15 protein-coding genes and 2 riboswitches are annotated in these 14,004 nt (G+C 45.9%); of the genes, 8 read left to right on the plus strand and 7 right to left on the minus strand.

The features are described from left to right. Positions 1–41 precede the first annotated feature (41 nt). From ACMUEV_RS07405 to ACMUEV_RS07435, 7 genes are all read left to right on the plus strand, one after another. Complete coding sequence (locus ACMUEV_RS07405) at positions 42–242, plus strand: type II toxin-antitoxin system VapB family antitoxin (RefSeq protein WP_190652750.1); 201 nt, start codon at positions 42–44, stop codon at positions 240–242. Beyond that, positions 239–634: a PIN domain-containing protein gene (locus ACMUEV_RS07410; RefSeq protein ID WP_190652749.1), complete on the plus strand. Its 396-nt coding sequence runs from the start codon at positions 239–241 to the stop codon at positions 632–634. The genes ACMUEV_RS07405 and ACMUEV_RS07410 overlap by 4 nt, the downstream gene beginning before the upstream one ends. 301 nt (positions 635–935) lie before the next feature. After that, entirely contained in the window at positions 936–1,586 is a 651-nt protein-coding gene (gene upp / locus ACMUEV_RS07415; RefSeq protein ID WP_017289762.1) for a uracil phosphoribosyltransferase, read from the plus strand. A gap of 40 nt (positions 1,587–1,626) precedes the next feature. Further along, entirely contained in the window at positions 1,627–1,956 is a 330-nt protein-coding gene (locus ACMUEV_RS07420; protein WP_017289761.1) for a hypothetical protein, read from the plus strand. Positions 1,957–2,058: 102 nt separating this feature from the next. Then, on the plus strand, positions 2,059–2,358 hold the full coding sequence (locus ACMUEV_RS07425; protein ID WP_017289760.1) for a YggT family protein: 300 nt from the start codon (positions 2,059–2,061) through the stop codon (positions 2,356–2,358). Positions 2,359–2,451: 93 nt separating this feature from the next. Further along, positions 2,452–3,957: a DASH family cryptochrome gene (locus tag ACMUEV_RS07430; RefSeq protein ID WP_190652748.1), complete on the plus strand. Its 1,506-nt coding sequence runs from the start codon at positions 2,452–2,454 to the stop codon at positions 3,955–3,957. 256 nt (positions 3,958–4,213) lie between these two features. After that, positions 4,214–4,765, plus strand: a complete 552-nt coding sequence (locus ACMUEV_RS07435) for a hypothetical protein (protein ID WP_190652747.1) — start codon at positions 4,214–4,216, stop codon at positions 4,763–4,765. An 11-nt stretch (positions 4,766–4,776) separates the two neighbouring features. On the opposite strand, the gene ACMUEV_RS07440 is transcribed toward ACMUEV_RS07435, so the two are convergent. After that, positions 4,777–5,283, minus strand: a complete 507-nt coding sequence (locus tag ACMUEV_RS07440; protein ID WP_190652746.1) for a hypothetical protein — start codon at positions 5,281–5,283, stop codon at positions 4,777–4,779. Positions 5,284–5,328: 45 nt separating this feature from the next. Then, the gene (locus ACMUEV_RS07445) at positions 5,329–5,568 is read right to left on the minus strand and encodes a hypothetical protein (RefSeq protein WP_017289756.1); all 240 of its coding nucleotides are present in this window, start codon (positions 5,566–5,568) and stop codon (positions 5,329–5,331) included. Positions 5,569–5,741: 173 nt separating this feature from the next. Between ACMUEV_RS07445 and ACMUEV_RS07450 the strand changes: the two genes are divergently transcribed. Beyond that, positions 5,742–6,155, plus strand: coding sequence for a hypothetical protein (locus ACMUEV_RS07450; RefSeq protein ID WP_190652745.1), 414 nt, complete (start codon positions 5,742–5,744; stop codon positions 6,153–6,155). Between the two features lie 52 nt (positions 6,156–6,207). Here ACMUEV_RS07450 and uca read toward each other — a convergent pair whose 3' ends face one another. The 5 genes from uca to ACMUEV_RS07475 form a co-directional block, all read right to left on the minus strand. After that, the gene (gene uca / locus ACMUEV_RS07455) at positions 6,208–9,804 is read right to left on the minus strand and encodes an urea carboxylase (protein ID WP_190652744.1); all 3,597 of its coding nucleotides are present in this window, start codon (positions 9,802–9,804) and stop codon (positions 6,208–6,210) included. A gap of 140 nt (positions 9,805–9,944) precedes the next feature. Continuing rightward, entirely contained in the window at positions 9,945–10,583 is a 639-nt protein-coding gene (locus tag ACMUEV_RS07460; RefSeq protein WP_017289753.1) for an urea amidolyase associated protein UAAP2, read from the minus strand. A gap of 18 nt (positions 10,584–10,601) precedes the next feature. Beyond that, positions 10,602–11,297, minus strand: a complete 696-nt coding sequence (locus ACMUEV_RS07465; protein WP_017289752.1) for an urea amidolyase associated protein UAAP1 — start codon at positions 11,295–11,297, stop codon at positions 10,602–10,604. Positions 11,298–11,362: 65 nt separating this feature from the next. Beyond that, a riboswitch (guanidine-I (ykkC/yxkD leader) is annotated at positions 11,363–11,485 on the minus strand. A gap of 226 nt (positions 11,486–11,711) precedes the next feature. Continuing rightward, positions 11,712–12,707: an ABC transporter substrate-binding protein gene (locus ACMUEV_RS07470; protein WP_017289751.1), complete on the minus strand. Its 996-nt coding sequence runs from the start codon at positions 12,705–12,707 to the stop codon at positions 11,712–11,714. A 98-nt stretch (positions 12,708–12,805) separates the two neighbouring features. Next, positions 12,806–12,911: riboswitch (guanidine-I (ykkC/yxkD leader) on the minus strand. Positions 12,912–13,031: 120 nt separating this feature from the next. Next, on the minus strand, positions 13,032–13,850 hold the full coding sequence (locus tag ACMUEV_RS07475; RefSeq protein ID WP_017289750.1) for an ABC transporter ATP-binding protein: 819 nt from the start codon (positions 13,848–13,850) through the stop codon (positions 13,032–13,034). Positions 13,851–14,004: the final 154 nt, after the last annotated feature.

The raw sequence follows: 14,004 nt of genomic DNA on the forward strand, positions 1-14,004 counted from the left end.
AACATAGATAAAATGGAGCAATCACAACATCACTACTGGTAATGACTCACTCGCTCAATCTAGATGAATCTTTAATTCAGGAAGCATTGGCACTCGATGAACAACAGAACCTAGAATCTGTCATCGAAGCTGCTTTGCGCGAATATATCCAGCGTCGCCAACGTCGCAAAATTATTGATTTATTCGGAACGATCGATTACGACGAAACCTACGACTACAAAGCGCAACGCCAAATTTCATGAGCGTGATCGTAGATACCTCAATTTGGTCGCTGGCTTTGCGTCGCAATACGCCTAATTCTGAAATTGTCGATCGACTTCGCACTCTCATTGCTGAAGATGAGGTCAGCATTCTCGGAGCCATTCGCCAAGAAATTCTCTCCGGAATTCGCACAACCGAACAATTTACAAGGCTACGGGACTATCTTCGAGCGTTTCCAGACTTAACCCTAGTGCAAGACGACTACGAAATCGCTGCTGAATTCTTTAATACTTGTCGCCGCAATGGAATTCAAGGATCGAATACAGACTTTCTGATCTGTGCTGCTGCTTATCGCCGTAACGATTCTATTTTTACAACAGACCAAGACTTTAGAAGCTTCCAAACTTACTTACCGATCCAGCTTTTAGAATAATGGCTCACTTGAGCGATCGCAAAACGCTTTGATCTAAAAATTTGAGTATTTGAAGTCTCGATCGTAATTTTCAAAAAAAGCGGACGTAAAAAATCCATCGTTTTCTACGTCCATCTGCCGATCCTCTAGAGAGGAGAACACTGAAAATCACTATAAAGCTTATTGAAAACTCTTGTCAATACAGATGAGAATTTATTTCAATAACTTGTCGCGATCCAATGATTTTCCGCTGATTAAAATAACCGAAAATATTAGAGCAGAAGGAGTATGATGGTTCAGATTCAATTCTGATGAGCGATTTATGACTCTGCAACTGCGTGTATACGTTCCCCCCCATCCGTTAATTAAGCATTGGCTTGGCGTTGCTCGTGACGCTTCTACGCCTTCAGCACTCTTCCGCAGTGCCATTACAGAATTAGGGCGCTGGTTGACCTATGAAGCAATTCGGGAATGGTTGCCCACGACAGACATGACGATCGAGACTCCGCTTGCACCCTGTCCTGCCACCTTTATCAACCCAGAAGTTCCGGTCGTCGTCGTACCGATCTTGCGGGCGGGACTCGGATTGCTCGATGGCGCACAGGCGCTTTTGCCTTTAGCCTCGATTTATCATTTAGGACTTGTCCGCAACGAAGAAACCCTAGAAGCAAGTTGCTACTTGAATAAACTGCCGGATCAATTCAATCCTGAAACGCGCGTTTTGATCGTTGACCCAATGTTGGCAACTGGTGGCAGTTCGGTATGCGCAATGGAAGAATTGACCAAGCGGGGAATCGATCCTGCACTTGTCCGAATCGTGGCAGTCGTTGCCGCTCCGCCAGCGCTGCAAAAATTGGGAACGGCTTATCCGAGTTTGACGATTTATACAGCAGGAATTGACGAAACGTTGAACGATCGCGGATTTATCGTCCCAGGATTGGGGGATGCGGGCGATCGTATTTTCGGAACGTAAAGGTCGATACAATAAGAGAGATGTTCAGAGACGACCAACCATGAGTCAGCAAGATAATTTTTCCGGTGGATTTGTCCTCGGCGCGATCGTGGGCGGCGTGGTAGGCGGCATTATTGGTGCAGCACTGACTTCGCAACGCTTGGCAGAAGAAGGAGAAGACGGCACAAAGCCTGAATTGGCAGATGCGAGAGTCAAATCGAAGCGGCGGATGCGGGCATCGGCTGAACAGAATATCGAATTGGCTCGACGCAGTTTGGAAGATAAAATCGCACAGTTGAATGATGCGATCGATGATGTGCGTCAGCAGTTGGGAAACGTCAATGGACGCGCAATCGAGCAAGATCGAGAAGGATCGATGCGAGAAGATTAAGGCAGGATGTACTGCGAGCAAGAGTACAAGTCGCAAAAAAATCGCTTAAACTATTCTCAATGTGAATCACCCATCCCTACATTCAGAGGAACCGAAAAGGCTATGAATCCAGCTATTCTCTTGATCACGACGATTCAACAGTTTTTAGGAATCTACTTTGCACTGTTGATTATCAGAATTTTGCTCAGTTGGTTCCCGACGATCGATTGGTATAGCCAACCGTTCGCAATTTTGAGCCAGTTGACCGATCCGTATTTGAATATCTTTCGTCGAATTATTCCGCCACTGGGTGGAATCGATTTTTCCGCAATTCTGGCAATCTTCGCGCTGCAATTTGCGATGCAACTCATTCCCGGATTGTTGAGTCAAGTGCTCGCTGGTATTCCTGTTTTCGTTAGCTAGAACTTTAATTCGTAGGGAATTGCTCAGCGATCGCCAAATTGGCGATCGCTGAGCTTTTTTGTTAAAAAACGTTACGATCGAGCGTGAAGCGTTATGGAATCGATCGTGGCAGAACAGCGGATTATTATTTGGTATCGCAATGATTTACGGGTGCATGATCATGAGCCGTTAATGAAAGCGATTCGTTCAGGGGCAACGGTGATTCCCGTTTACTGTTTTGAACCGAGGCAGTTTGGTACAACTCCTTACGGATTTCCGAAAACTGGAGCATTTCGGGCGCAGTTTTTGTTAGAGAGCGTCGCCGATTTGCGGCAGAATTTACGATCGCTGGGGAGTGATTTGATCATTCGGCAGGGAAAAGCAGAAGAAATGATTCCCGCGATCGCCAAAGCATTAGCAGTAGAGTCCGTTTATTACTATCACGAAGTTACTTCAGAAGAGACACAGGTTGAAGACAACCTCAGAGAAGCATTAAAAGCGATCGGGACTTCGATACAAGCATTTTGGGGAATGACGCTTTATCATCCCGATGATTTGCCGTTTGCAATCAAGGAAATTCCAGAGCTATTCACGAACTTTCGCAAAGGCGTTGAGAAGTCTGCGACTGTCAATGAAATGTTTCCCACGCCTGAACGATTAGCAGAATTGCCCGATATCGATCGAGGTGAAATTCCAACTTTAGAAGAGTTAGGACTAGAACCGCCTCAACGTGACCCTAGAGGGATGATTCCTTACCAGGGTGGAGAAACGGCGGGGAAAGCTCGGTTAGCAGAATATTTTTGGAAGCAGGATGCTTTAAAGGCTTACAAAGAGACGCGTAATGGAATGCTAGGAGTGGATTATTCGTCAAAATTCTCAGCTTGGTTAGCATTAGGCTGTCTGTCCCCGCGTTACATCTATTCGCAAGTTCAGAACTATGAATCTCAGCGCGTTCGCAATGATTCAACGTACTGGTTAATTTTTGAACTGTTGTGGCGGGACTTTTTCCGATTTATCTGCGCGAAGCATGGCAATCAGATTTTTTATCAATCGGGCTTACTGGGAATTTCGATCCCATGGAAAGATGATGTCGATCGCTTTGAACTTTGGCAAACTGGAAACACTGGATTTCCACTCATTGATGCCAACATGCAAGAGATTGCGGCAACTGGATTTATGTCGAATCGGGGACGGCAGAATGTTGCTAGTTTTCTAACCAAGAATCTGGGTATCAATTGGCAGTGGGGCGCTGAATGGTTTGAATCAATTTTGATTGACTATGACGTATGTAGTAACTGGGGAAATTGGAACTATAACGCAGGTGTGGGAAATGATGCGCGGGGATTTCGGTTTTTTAACATCATCAAGCAGTCAAAGGACTACGATCCAGATGGGTCTTATGTGAAACATTGGCTGCCTGCATTGAAGGATGTTCCAGCAGCGAAGGTACATGAGCCTTGGAAGTTACTACCCGTTGAGCAGCAGCGATTTCAGGTACGCATTGGAGTAGACTATCCGCGCCCGATCGTCGATTTGTTTAAGTCGGCTCAAGCGAATGAGAGCATCTATAATGCGGCAGTTGAGCGATCGGCTCCAAAACGAGCTAAAAGCCGAAAGTAGAAAATAGTAAATCTGCTGATTGAACTAGAGGAACGTAGGGGGCTAGACCCCTACGCTACCATGTTCGCTACGATTGAGTTTTGCTAATCTGCTTCATAGGTGTAGTCCATTTATCTACCGCTCTGCTAGCTTCAGTATTTTCGTATTCGCTATCAATTCTCGATCTTTCATTTCATTACGACAGTCTTTCAGCCATTGAGGAGTCTGATACTCTGAAGGTAATAAGTCTCTCAACAATGATCAGGGGCAGAGAGATATGAAATACTTTGATTGGAATTCGTACCTACGTTCGAGAAGACAAGCGATCGATAAGCAGATTGAAGATTTGCAACGAGAGCGATCTGAAATCAATCAGAACTTAGGAGAAACGAGTTATGTTCCTCCGGTGCTCCATCCACCTTTCGATATTAATGATGTCCTTCATGGAAGATCAGCTCCTATTTTTCCCCCACGCGTTACACCCACATGGGTCGATATCTCAACTCAGACCGAAAAACCCCTGTGGGACGATCAGGCAGTCTATTGCGTTAATCAAAAGGGCGAACGTTCCGCAGTTTGGGTAGGAGCACCTTCAGAGGTAAGAAGGAATAGAAAAGCAACAACCCCGACCTCTGTGGAGAAATCGGAGCCATCGACCTCAATTCAAAGAGTAACACCGACATCTCAGCCTCAAACACCACCCTATAAAGTTGTACTTGGAGCGATTGGTCTTTTAATCGCTTTAGGCTTTTTTATGTGTCAAGGCAACAATCAGCCGCCAAATAACACACCCAATCCTAATCAGTCCGCTCCTACTCAACCTGATTGAATCCATTTAAGCTAACGAGAATCACGAGATTCAATCTTCATCAGGCGATTTCCGATGTAGCTAGCTCTCACATCCTGCCCTGATCGAATTGCTCTCGCTGCTTCTCGATAGGTGAGTGCATCCGTTGAAAGTGTTCCATTCTCACATTGCAATTGATACGTCACCGATCGCTGTAATTGAGGCGGATCATTACGTTCCTGAATATCACGACGCTGATCAACTTCATCAGCAGTCGGGCGTGGAGGAATTGCACCCCACCCTACCCCGTTATCATCAACGGAAACTGCATCAACAGGCTTCTCACCGTTCAGATTAGTAATCGTGTTGCTCTGAAAGGTTTGAATTCGTTGCGTGTTCAAACCGCCACTGGTTTTGTTGATATAGTAATTCACTGTCCAGGTTTGGGTCGCGATCGCGACTGCGGTTTTACACCGAGTTTTTGGAATCAACCCGTTTTGTCCAGCGCAACTGCTGAGCATCAAGATGACAGCGCTGATTCGCACAACCCGAAATTTCATACACAGAGCAGACTGATTTGAGAGCTAGAACAACATTGTAGCGAATTAATCATTTGAACCTCCTCCTCTGCTTCCAGGGGGTTCCGGTTGCGGATTCAAGCTGACCGAGCCATTGCTCAATATAACTGAGCTATCTTTCCGTTCTTGAGCAGCATTAGAGGTTCGCTCATTAGCTCGAACAGAGGCTGCATGTAACATCACAACTCCTAAAAGCGCGATCGCGAAAGCCAAGCGCTCGAAAGATTCATAAAGCATCATCAACTCTCCAAATTCATAGGTGTACATTCTTGTACACGAGCACAATTGGGGAGATATGCAAAGTCTTCTGACAAGTCGCCCTGCTCAGCAATTTCTGCCTTATTTGAGACGCTAGAACTGCATCGTGCTATCTCTAGACAGACGCGATCGCTCTAAACGCTCGACTATGATGTCCGCGTACTTCTCTCTTGCTCTAAAGTATGAACATTAAACCAATTCGGCGTAAAGAGATTCTTCGAGGCATCCTCGCTGTTTCTCTGATTATTATAGGTATCACACATTTTGTGAGCGCAGAACAATACGCTCGCATTGTCCCTCCTGTATTTCCTGCTTTTCCTTCAGTGTATGTCAGCGGCTTTTTTGAAATTTTAGGTGGCATTGGTTTACTGATTCCTTGGCTCTCTGTTGCTGCCGCTTGGGGTTTAATTTCCCTATTTATTGCTGTATTTCCCGCCAACATCTACTTGGCAGTGCATGATATTCAAATCGATGGCATTCCTCACAGCCAATTTTTATACTGGGCAAGACTGCCCCTGCAAGCCGTTTTACTAGCTTGGGCATATTGGTATACCCGCGATCCAGAAGAACAACCTGGCGCATCATTACTCAACTAGTAATCCAGTGCGAGTTGCTCTTATCAGATTGCGTCTGAATTTTGCAGGTTGATCAACCGGATGTAATCACACAAAGCATCTGTCCAACGGATACCATCTGCCCTTCAGCACAGAAAATCTCAGACACAACGCCATCTACAGGCGCAGTAATGGCAATCTCCATTTTCATCGATTCAAGAATGACTAAGCGATCGCCCACTTTAACGATCGCATCTTTCTCAACAACAATCTGCCAGACATTTGCTGGAACTTGGGCAATGACAGCTTCGCTATCGGGAGGTAGCTCAAATGTTTGTTCTGCGATCGCAACGTCTTCATCCTCAAGAACTTGATTCAAAAGAGGATTTGCTGCCCAGCGATCGCGTTCTGCCTCAAAAGCAGCTTGCTGAATCGATTTAAATTGAGTCGTTTCAGCAGCAATCGATTGGAGAAACTCATTGTACTGCTTGAGATTGAAGGTTTCCTCTTCGATTCTGAGGTGAACTCTGCCATGAATAAAGTCTTGCCGGAATTGTAAGAGTTCAGCAGGCGAAACTGGATAGAAGCGAATTTGATCAAAGAAGCGCAGCAGCCAAGGTTTACCTGGTTCAAATTCTGTGGTTTCGTGGAAGGTATTCCACATTTGGATAGTTCGCCCAACAAATTGATAACCTCCAGGACCTTCCATGCCATAGACACAGAGATAGGCTCCACCAATTCCAACAGCATTCTCGGGTGTCCAAGTTCGAGCAGGATTGTACTTTGTCGTAACGAGCCGATGTCGAGGATCAATCGGCGTAGCAACTGGAGCACCTAAGTAAACATCACCTAAGCCCATGACTAAATAGCTTGCGTTAAATACAATCTCGCGAACTTGCTCGATCGTATCTAAACCATTGATGCGCCGGATAAATTCGATGTTACTCGGACACCAAGGAGCATGAGGATTGACAGATCGGACATATTTCTCGATCGCGAGTTTGGTCGAGTCATCATCCCAAGAGAGCGGCAGATAAACAATCCGAGTTGGGACTTCCATTTCATCGATCGAAGGAAGCTCACCCTCTGCGGCAATCAATATAGACAGTAATGTTTGTAGAGGTAAAACACGATTATCGTAGTGAATTTGTAGCGATCGAATTCCAGGCGTGAGATCTAAAATTCCGGCTTGAGGATGATCGAGTAACCAGTTCATTAACGCATGAACATGAAACCGCAGATTGAGATCGAGCACAAGCGGGCCATATTCGACGAGTAGATACTTATCTCCTGACCTGCGATACTTCACAGCAATTTGCTCAGCAGAACCTGGAATTTCATGCAGAATCGCACTGTCTGGTTCTGATGAATGAACAGGGTCAACTTTTTGCGGTTTTAAGGTACTAATTTCTTGATCTTGAACCTGTTCTTTTTGAATTGCTTCTGCAAGCGATAAGCGTTTGAAACGAACTTTATCACCGGGTTTAAGCTGTCCCATTTTCCAAAGTTCAGCTTGGACGATCGTTGCTGGACAGACAAACCCACCGAGGCTAGGCCCATCGGGGCCGAGAATAATCGGCATGTCTCCTGTAAAGTCAATTGTCCCGATCGCATAAGCATTGTCATGAATATTCGACGGATGCAATCCCGCTTCACCGCCATCCTGACGCGCCCATTGGGGTTTCGGGCCGATCAATCTCACTCCGGTTCGAGCAGAGTTGTAATGCACTTCCCAGTCGGTTGAAAAGAGCATTTCAATATCATCATCAGTAAAGAAATCCGGCGCACCATGAGGCCCATAAAGCACTCCGATTTCCCAGTTGTGAGTGTAGGTCGGGATAAGCTCGGTTGGTAGCGAATGGCAACGAGCAGGCTCATCCGGTACATTCAGTTTGAGAATATCCCCAATCCGCAAAACTCTGCCGCAGTGCCCGCCAAATTTACCTAACGTAAAAGTTGATTTACTGCCGAGATAATCTGGAACATCAAAACCATTTTGTACTGCAAGATAGGTACGTGTCCCTGCTCCCTCGATCGTACTCAGTTTCAAAGTATTTCCTGCTAAAACTGGAACCGCTGACCAAAACGGAATCGCAACCCCATCTAGCTCTGCGCGCATTGGCGCACCTGTTAAGCAAATGACAGTATCACAGTTGAATCGTAAGGTAGGCCCTGTAACAGTAAGTTCTAGTGCAGCACAAGATTCAGAATTTCCAACTAACCGATTGGCTAAGCGAAAAGCAAGATGATCCATCGGTCCCGAAGGAGGAACACCAACATTCCAATAGCCCATGCGACCCGGATAATCTTGAATTGTGCTAAAGGTTCCGGGTTGTAGAACTTCGATCGAGTTGGGCAAGTACTCAAACGAATCGAGAAACCGAGTACTGAGATCTGCTGCGGCAAAGGTTGAACTTGCTAGAATTTGGCGCAAAAAGTCGAGATTTGTCTCAATGCCTGCAACGGTAGATTGATCTAATGCAGATTTGAGTTGAGCGATCGCGCTTTCTCGCGATTCTGCATGAGCAATCAGTTTTGCAATTAACGGATCATAGTAAGGGGTAATTTCTGTCCCGCGATCGATCCAAGCATCACATCGAACGGTTGCTGGAAATTTGACTTCAGTTAAGATCCCAGAACTTGGCTGAAAGTTTTTACCCGGATCTTCAGCATAGAGACGCACCTGAATCGAATGTCCTTCTGTTTGCGGTTGGTAATTTTCTAGAAAACTGCGATCGCCTGCTGCGAGCCGAACCATCCATTCGACCAAATCAACGCCTGTCACCTCTTCAGTCACGCCATGTTCGACTTGTAGACGAGTATTGACTTCAAGAAAGTAAAACTCTTGTCGATCGACATCAAAGACAAATTCAACGGTTCCAGCGGATTGATAATCGATCGCTTTTGTAAGCCGCAATGCTGCCTCGTATAACTGTTGTCGGAGAGATTCACTGATTCCAGGACAGGGGGTTTCTTCGATGACTTTCTGATTACGACGTTGCACTGAACAATCGCGATCGCCGAGTGCAATCACTTGCCCTTGCCCATCGCCAAAAATTTGTACCTCGATATGTCTCGCTTTTTGGACATAGCGTTCTAGATAGATTCCGCTTTGCTTAAAGTTGTTTTGACTGAGGCGTTGTACTGTTTGGAACAATTCCGCCAGTTGATCTTGGCTGTGGCAAAGCTGTAAGCCAATTCCTCCTCCTCCCGCTGTACTTTTGAGCATGACGGGATAACCAATTTTCTCAGCCTCAGCTTGTGCTTGTTCAACATTTTCGAGGAGCGAAGTACCCGGAAGCAAGGGAACTTGATTCTGAGCCGCAAGTTCTCGTGCAGTATGCTTCAGACCAAAGCTTCGCATCTGTGCAGGAGTCGGCCCAATAAAGACAATTCCTACTGCTGTACAAGCTTCTGCAAATTCAGCATTTTCGCTCAAAAAGCCATAGCCTGGGTGAATTGCTTCTGCGCCTGTTTGTTTTGCTGCTTCGAGAATTCGATCCCATCTCAGATAGCTATCTGCTGCGGATGCAGAACCAATCGCCACGGCTTCAGTTGCGATCGCGACATGCCGAGCATATTGATCTGCTTCCGAATAGACGGCAACTGAAGCAATATTTAAGCGATCGAGCGTCCGAATAATCCGGCAAGCAATCTCTCCGCGATTGGCGATCAGAATTTTTTGAAACATAAAAGGCACTTGTAGGGTAAGGGGGATAGAAATTGTGGCTCTAGGAGTTAGTCATATTGGGGAGGTGGGGAGTGGGGAGCAAGAATCATTTCTAGTGTTTCCCCTATTCCCCTACCCTTCATAGCAAATCTGCCCGATCACTAGCTATCCCACACAATGAGTTGAATCGGAGTTGGATTGTAGCCGTTACACGGATTATTCATTTGAGGGCAATTTGAGATCACCACTAGGGCATTCATTTCTGCACGTAGATCAACGATGCTACCAGGATCAGAAATGCCATCCACAATTTCTAGCGTTCCATCTTCACTGACTGGAACATTCATGAAAAAGTTGATGTTGCTCGTCATGTCTCGCTTGCCCATGCCGTAGTCTTTCAAGGCATAAAGGAAGTTTTCTACGCAGGCATGTTGCCATTTTTTATCTAGTCCAAATCGCACAGAGTTACTTTCACAACTGCAAGCTCCACCCGACGTATCATGCCGACCACAGGTATCGTTGAGAACAGTCATGAGAACATTGCCATCGTTCGAGTAGAGCTTTGTTCCAGTGGTAATAAAAATATTTCCTTGGGCGCGAATGGTATCTGGAGCACTGTAACGTTCACTCGTATCATCGGCATTGTAAACCAGAAAATCAACCGCTTGATTTCCACCTAAATCTACAATCCGCAGGGTTTGTCCTTTTTTGATTACTTTCGCCCAAGGTTTGCGAGATGGAAGAACTTGATCGTAGATTGCGAGCTTGGGATCGAGTTGAGTACTAATCGTTGAAGTCATCACTGAAAGGCTCCTACATTACGCGAAAACGGCATCAGTATTTTGGAAGCCACGCTTGGCTTCTGGGTTCGCAGTTCGGCACAGATCATCCGCAGTGGGAGCAGGTGAACTCCAGACAGTTGCTTGAATCGGTTTCGGGTCATACGCTGGATTTGGATCAAGCGGATGCGGGCAATTCGAGAGGACGACCAGCACATTCATCTCGGCTCTGAGATCAATGTATTGTCCGGGTTGAGCCGTTTTGTTTGCCCAAACTAGATTGCCATTTGGCTCTACTGCAATGCGGGTGAAGAGATTTAAGTTCGGCATGATATCTTTTTTGCCCAGATCACGCTTCGTCAGGGCAAGCAGAAAGTTGTCTCGCGAATTTTTGTAGTCGCCTTCGCCATACTTTGCATTGGTTGCGAGGTTACTACATCCGCCGAGAGTGTCATGGTAACCGCAGGTATCTTCAACGATCGAGAACAAAATTCGTCCCATGTCTGAATAAATGACCATGCCTTTCTTTAAGAAAGCATTGAACTGAATTTTCGCGGTATCCGCTGCATTGTATCGCTCGATCGGATTGTCCGCGTTATAGCACAAGAGCGCTACGCCACTCGAACCTTCTGGAGCTAGAATCCGCAATGTGTCATTGCGCCGAATCACTCGTGACCAGTAGGCACCGCCTGGAATCGTTTCTTCATAGGTGATGTGTGCAGAATCGATCGTCATTCTCAGTTCCTCATTGCAACTACAAAAGCCCAGGAAGCCGTCAGCAAGATTAGTCTGCTGGTTGGCTCTCCCGGGCTTTTATCCCTCCGTGTAACTTATCTAGAAGATGTTCTCAACTCTAGATAAGCGGCTTCTCTTGGACCAGCCATTCAACTCAACATTGAACCGGAACCCTAGAAGCAAATTTGTACTGTAAGCTTGAAACCTGTTTGATGCTGCTAAAACTTGTAGCACAAGTCAAGCAATGAAGTAAATCCTCTCAAATGTACGGAATAGAGCAGTATTAAAAAGTACTTCTCTCTTCTAGGGAGTGGGGAGTGGGGAGTAGAGAGCTAGCAAGGAAATATTCCTCAACTCCTACTTCCTATCCCCTACTCTTTTGAGCACTTACAATTCAAACAGGCTCGCTCCAAACTACAGCGACTTCACAATCGAATCATCGTACAGCGACTTCACATCAAGCGGCTGTGGCACGGCTTTGAAATCATAAGCCCCTTTCGCCATCAGTTCAAAGCTCTTAATGGCGTTATTCGGATTCTCAGGATTAAATCCAATCGTTTTATTGCCTTCAATATCGAACAAAGTAATGCCCGCAAGCTGTTCTTTCAACTCTTCAGGCTTAATTCCTAGTCGGCTCGCAGCAGCAGCGATCGCGTCCGGATCACCCGATTTCAGTAACTTAATTCCCCGATCGGCAGCTTTGAGAAACTTGATTAAATCGTCTCTGCGACTAGCAATCAGATTCGCACGGGTCACAATCACATCTGCAATCAGATTCGTTCCTTTCGTACTGAAAATAATCTCTCCGCCCCCTTCTTTGGCTGCCTTCGTCAAAAAGGGTTCATAGGTCACAGCAGCATCGACTCGCTTCGCGCTAAACGCAGTTGCCGCATCAGGCGCAGGTAGATCTCTAATGGTGATATCTTTTTCCGTCAAACCGCCTTTTTCGAGATACGCCCGCAGCAACACTTTTTCAAACAACACATCTTCACGTGCTACTGTTTTACCTTTCAACTCTGCTGGGGACTTAATCCCGCGTCCCAAGATGCCATCAGATCCGTTTGAATAGTCAACGAGAAAGATAATTTTCACATTCGGATCTTTCCCTGCCATTTGCATGACATCGCCTGCGGTCAACCAAGCCACATCCGTCTTCCCAGATAGAAAAGCAGTAATTTGCTCGGTGTTTGACTGAAACAAAGTGTCCTCAACCTGGAGTCCTGCTTCCTGGTAAAACCCTTTCTTCACCGTAACATGATGACCTGAATACCCAGACCATGGATTCGTCGAAACAGAGAGTTGAGGTGTATTGTTCGCTGTATTGTTTGAAGCCTGGGGAGAGCAAGCGATCGTCCAAAATAGAGCAATGAATGCAAATGCGAAAAGTTTGACAAAACGAGATCTGAACATCTAAAACTTCCTTCTAGAGTGTGAAATCAATGCAAAACAGGAAATGCACCACTTAAAAAGCCTGAAAGAGGCGCAACAGCACCATTGCTGTTCATCGTCTCTCCCAGGCTTTTATCCTTCCGTGTGACTGCTCGGAAATCCGAAACAGTTTGCTTCTCTTGGACCAGACATTCGTGCTGAATCGGAACCCTAGAAGCGATAAATTTTTCGGCGATATGATTGAATCGATCGCGCGCTCCAAATTGCTAAAGCTAACTTACTTCTAGCACGTAGCAGTAGAAATAAAGTATTCAAAATCACAATTCTGTCGCTCTGAAGATTTTACTACTCGCGCAGTGAGTGAAGAATTTGCCGTTTGATCGCAACAAACTCAGACGAGAGCTTCATGTCTAAGTCGCGATGTTCAGGTAGTCCAACTGGAATTTCTAGTTTCATCCGTCCAGGACGAGCGCTCATCACATACACGCGCTGTGACAGAAAAATTGCTTCTTCGACATCATGGGTAATCATTAAAACTGTGACATGAGTTTGCTCCCAGAGTTCGAGCAAAAATTGCTGCATCTGTTCTTTGGTCTGAGCATCGAGTGCGCCAAAGGGTTCGTCCATGAGCAAAACAGCAGGTTCATTGGCTAAAGCACGAGCGATCGCGACTCGCTGCTTCATTCCACCAGAAAGCTGTTTTGGGTAAGATTTCGCGAACTGCGTTAAGCCAACAACATCGAGATAGTAATTGATGCGATCGCGCTGTTCTGCTTTGGGCATCTTGCGCAGATTCAGACCAAAGGCAATATTTTGAGAGACAGTCAGCCAGGGATAAAGGGTGTAATTCTGAAAGACCATGCCGCGATCGGAACCCGGCCCCGTGACTTTATGCCCATCGACTAAGACACTTCCAGAGGAGGGAGGCGTGAGTCCTGCCACAATGTTGAGTAAGGTCGATTTGCCGCATCCTGATGCACCGACTAAGCAAACAAATTCTCTTGGAAAAAGCTGAAGATTGATGTCTTCTAGCACAGTCATTGAGCCAGTTTGCAAGTTAAATGACTTAGACAGGCTACGGACTTCAAGCTTGGCAGTTGAGAGTTCAGATGCGATCTCAAGTTCAGATCGCTGCTGTAGTGCTTGAGATCGGGTGTTGAGCATAGTGTTGGCGTGCAGAAGGAGACAAAGTATTAGTTAAGTCGATCTCAGAACTTAAAAATGTTAATTCAGATACATAAGGTACGAGAACTTAGAAAATTTGGAATTTCGTCGCAAATGCAAGAGATGTAGTTGTCAATACAAAAACGCAGTCAAC

This window comes from Leptolyngbya sp. FACHB-1624, assembly GCF_047649235.1.
In the GTDB taxonomy this organism is placed as follows: domain Bacteria; phylum Cyanobacteriota; class Cyanobacteriia; order Leptolyngbyales; family Leptolyngbyaceae; genus Leptolyngbya; species Leptolyngbya boryana.